This window comes from Terriglobales bacterium (assembly GCA_035543055.1).
Classification (GTDB): Bacteria; Acidobacteriota; Terriglobia; order Terriglobales; family Acidobacteriaceae; genus JAIQFD01.
Map to the genome: position 1 here is coordinate 1 of DATKKJ010000003.1, position 4,112 is coordinate 4,112.

Annotated in this window: 4 protein-coding genes; all 4 read left to right on the forward strand. The window is 63.2% G+C overall.

The window, feature by feature from the left end:
• Positions 1-280 precede the first annotated feature (280 nt).
• Positions 281-1,231 carry a branched-chain amino acid transaminase gene (locus VMS96_00100; GenBank protein HVP41798.1) on the forward strand — a complete coding sequence of 317 codons (951 nt, stop codon included), beginning with the start codon at positions 281-283 and terminating at the stop codon, positions 1,229-1,231.
• A gap of 172 nt (positions 1,232-1,403) precedes the next feature.
• Positions 1,404-2,525, forward strand: a complete 1,122-nt coding sequence (locus tag VMS96_00105; GenBank protein HVP41799.1) for a type IV pilus twitching motility protein PilT — start codon at positions 1,404-1,406, stop codon at positions 2,523-2,525.
• A gap of 207 nt (positions 2,526-2,732) precedes the next feature.
• Positions 2,733-3,266: a regulatory protein RecX gene (locus tag VMS96_00110; GenBank protein ID HVP41800.1), complete on the forward strand. Its 534-nt coding sequence runs from the start codon at positions 2,733-2,735 to the stop codon at positions 3,264-3,266.
• Between the two features lie 94 nt (positions 3,267-3,360).
• Positions 3,361-4,112: alanine--tRNA ligase-related protein (locus VMS96_00115; protein HVP41801.1), on the forward strand; the 752-nt coding region annotated here is incomplete at its 3' end.

Here is a 4,112-nt window from a genome sequence, read left to right on the forward strand (position 1 = left end):
CCATGGCCGGCGGCGGGCAGTAGCCCTTCCCTTTAATCGAAATAGCCTCGATAAGTAGTTTTGATGGGATGAATGGGTTCGCAACTCACTTCCCATTGTGACACTTGGCAGTCGCTCGTATAATGTCTCGTGATTCGTCCAAACGCAGTGGGGAAGGACTTCACTCCCGTAGCGGCAGTGCCGGCATCGTACGGGGGGATTTTTTCTTGCTTCCGCGGGCCCCGACCACACTCTAATCCAGCAGTGCCACCGACCCACCGTCCCCCAAGGAGCGCCTCGCATGGCGATTAACAAGACCGAGAAGATCTGGCACAACGGCAAGCTGATCAACTGGGACGACGCCACCCTGCACGTCATGTCCCACGTGGTGAACTATGGCTCCGCGGTATTCGAAGGCGTGCGCTGCTACGCCCGCAAGGACGGGGCCGGCATCTTCCGCGCCGCCGAGCACATGCAGCGCCTGCTCGACTCCTCCAAGATCTACCGTATGGAGCTCCCCTTCACCCGCGACGAACTGGTGCGCGCCATGGTGGAGGTGGTGGCCGCCAACCGCATCGTTCCCTGCTACATCCGCCCCATCGTGCTGCGCGGCTACGGCCAGATCGGGGTGAACCCCTTCAACTCGCCCATCGACGTGTACATCGTCAACTACGAGTGGGGGAAATACCTGGGGAGCGGCAAGGCCGACGAGGGGGTGGACGTCTGCGTCTCTTCCTGGAACCGGCTGGCGCCGAACACCATGCCGGCGATGGCCAAGTCGGGGGCCAACTACATGAATTCGCAGCTCATCAAGATGGAAGCCATCGTGAATGGCTACGTCGAAGGCATCGCGCTCGACGTCAACGGCTACGTCAGCGAGGGTTCGGGCGAGAACCTCTTCCTGGTGCGCAACGGCACGTTGCTGACCGCGCCCCTGGGGAATTCGGTGCTGCCCGGCATCACTCGCGACAGCGTCTTGCAACTGGCCCGGGAGCTGGGCATCCCGGTGGTCGAGCAGATGATCCCGCGCGAGATGCTCTACATCTCCGAAGAGGTCTTCTTTACCGGCACCGCCGCCGAGATCACGCCCATCCGTTCGGTGGACAAGATCGCGGTCGGCGACGGCAAGATCGGACCGGTCACCAAGCGCCTGCAGAAGGAGTTCTTCGCCATCCTGCAAGGCGCGGCGCCGGACCGCCACCACTGGTTCACGCCGGTGCCGGTGCAGGCCAGGCAGCCAGTCACGGTCTAGCGCATGGTCCAGAGCGCATAGCTCATAGCTCATAGCGCATCGTCCACAGTTGGGCCGGCCTGAGGTCGGCCCCGTTTTTTCTATGCTCTATGTACTATGCGCTCTGTACTCCAGCCTCAGAACGTGGTACTTTTCCCCCCACTTGGAACAGCTCCCCTAGACGAGACCAGCTATGCATATCGATGATTTGCTGAAGATCGCAATGGAGCGTAAGGCTTCGGACTTGCACCTGAAAGTGGGCAACTTCCCCCACGTGCGAGTGGACGGCGAACTGGTCCCGCTGAGCGACCAGCCGCGCATCTCGGCCGAGGACATGCTGAACATGGCGTTCAGCATGATGTCGAACCGCCAGAAGCAGAAATTCAAAGAGAATGCCGAGCTCGACATGGCCTACGGCGTGGCCGGACTGGGACGCTTCCGTGTGAACGTCTTCCAGCAGCGCGGCAACGTCGGCCTGGTGCTGCGCGTCATTCCCACCAAGATCAAGCCGCTGGACGAGCTCTTCCTGCCCAAGATCATCGAGCAGATCTGCGAAGAGCAGCGCGGCCTGGTGCTGGTGACCGGCGTGACCGGCTCGGGCAAATCCACCACCCTGGCGGCCATGATCGACCGCATCAATTCCTCGCGGCCGGAGCACATCATCACCATCGAAGACCCCATCGAGTTCCTGCACCGCGACAAGAAAGGGTTCGTCAACCAGCGCGAGGTCGAGGTGGACACGCCCTCGTTCGGCAGCGCCTTGCGCGCCAGCCTCCGCCAGGACCCCGACACCATCCTGGTGGGCGAGATGCGCGACCTGGAGACCATCCAGACCGCGCTGCACGCCGCCGAGACCGGCCACCTGGTGTTCTCCACCCTGCACACCCTGGACGCGGTGGAGACCATCAACCGCATCATCTCCGTCTTCCCTCCCCCGGAGCAGAAGCAGATCCGCATGCAGATGGCGGCGGTGCTCAAGGCCGTGGTCAGCCAGCGCCTGGTGAAGCGCGCCGACGGCCCAGGCCGCGTGCCCGCGGTCGAGGTGCTGGTCACTACCGCCTATATCCGGGAATGCATTATCACCCCGGAGAAGACCCGCAGCATCAAGGAAGCGCTGGCCGCCGGCGTCTCCCAGTACGGCATGCAGACCTTCGACCAGTCGCTCTACGAGCTCTACACCAAGGGCCTGATCTCCTACGAGACCGCGCTGGAGAATGCGTCGAACCCCGACGACTTCAAGCTGCGCGTGCAGGGCATCAGCTCTACCGCCGACGCCGCCCGCGACGAGATGCAGCAGGCCGGCTTCGGGCACTAACCCCATCGGCAACTGGACCCGCGCTGCGGCGCGGGTCTTTTTGTCTTACCAACCATATTCAGACCCGACGTCATCCTGAGGGCCTTTAGGCCCGAAGGATCTCGCGTGTCCCACATCGGCCATCGGTCGTGCACGCGAGATCCTTCGGTCGTCCTTCCAGGACTCCCTCAGGATGACGCCCATCTTAGGGAGTGGTATTTTCAGCCTGTGGGCTTCCGGTCGAAGAAGACGTCAGATGCGGGCGTGCTCTACGAGTACGCGGTCGGGGCGCTGGGGCGGAAGATGCGCTCGGTGGCCGAACTCAAGCGCCTGTTGCGCCAGCGGGTCGCGGCCGGCGACCAGGGAGAAGCCCTGGTCGAGGCGGTCATCATCAAACTGAAAGAACAGAAGTACCTGAACGACGCCTCCTACGCCGCCGCTTACTCCACCTACCGCAAGGAGAACGAGCGCTTCGGCCGGATGCGGGTGATCGCCGACCTGAAAGCCAAGGGCGTGCACGGCGAGGTGATCGACAAGGCGGTCTCCGCCGCTTACGCCGGCAGCGATGAGGAGCAACTCGCCCGCGCCTATCTCCGCCGGAAAAATCTGAGGAAGCCGACCGATGAGAAGCAGGCCGCACGCATCTTCCGCTCCCTGAGGCGGGCGGGCTTCACCAGCCGCACCATCATCCGCATCCTGAAGAATTGGCATGTGGACGACGAGGTCCTGACCGCGCTGGAGTCGGAGGAGCAAAGCGGTTAGCGGTCAGCTCACGTGAGGGAAGGTGTGGCTAAACGCTAATGGCTAAGCGCTAAGAGCCCTTCCCCGCCTGTTAGAATCACTACTTCACTGGCCCATGCTCACCGGCTCCGAGATCCGAGAGAAGTTCCTGCGCTACTTCGAGCAGCAGGGACACAAGCGCGTGCACTCGTCGTCGCTTGTCCCCGCCAACGACCCCACGTTGCTCTTCACCAACGCTGGGATGAACCAGTTCAAGGACCTCTTCCTGGGGCTGGAGAAGCGGGATTACAAGCGGGCCACCACCTCGCAGAAGTGCGTGCGCGCCGGCGGCAAGCACAACGACCTGGAGAACGTCGGCTTCACCGCCCGCCACCACACCTTCTTCGAGATGCTGGGCAACTTCTCCTTCGGCGACTACTTCAAGCAGGACGCCGTCCGTTTCGCCTGGGAGCTGGTGACCTCCAAGGACTGGTATGGCGTCCCCAAAGACCGCCTGTACGCCACCATCTTCAAGGGCGAGCAGGGCGTGCCCCGCGACGAGGAAGCGCACCGCTGCTGGGTGGAGCAGGGCGTCCCCAAAGAGCGCATCTTCGAGATGGGGATGAAGGACAACTTCTGGCAGATGGGCGACACCGGCCCCTGCGGTCCCTGCAGCGAGCTCCACTACGACATGGGCGCGGCGGCCTCGCAGGAAGGCCACGCTGACTGCCCGTTCCCCTGCGAGTGCGGGCGCTACGTCGAGATCTGGAACCTGGTCTTCATGCAGTTCGACCGCGACGCCTCGGGCAAGCTGAACCCGCTGCCCAAGCCCTCCATCGATACCGGCGCCGGGCTGGAACGCATCGCGGCGGTCATGCTCAACCTGAA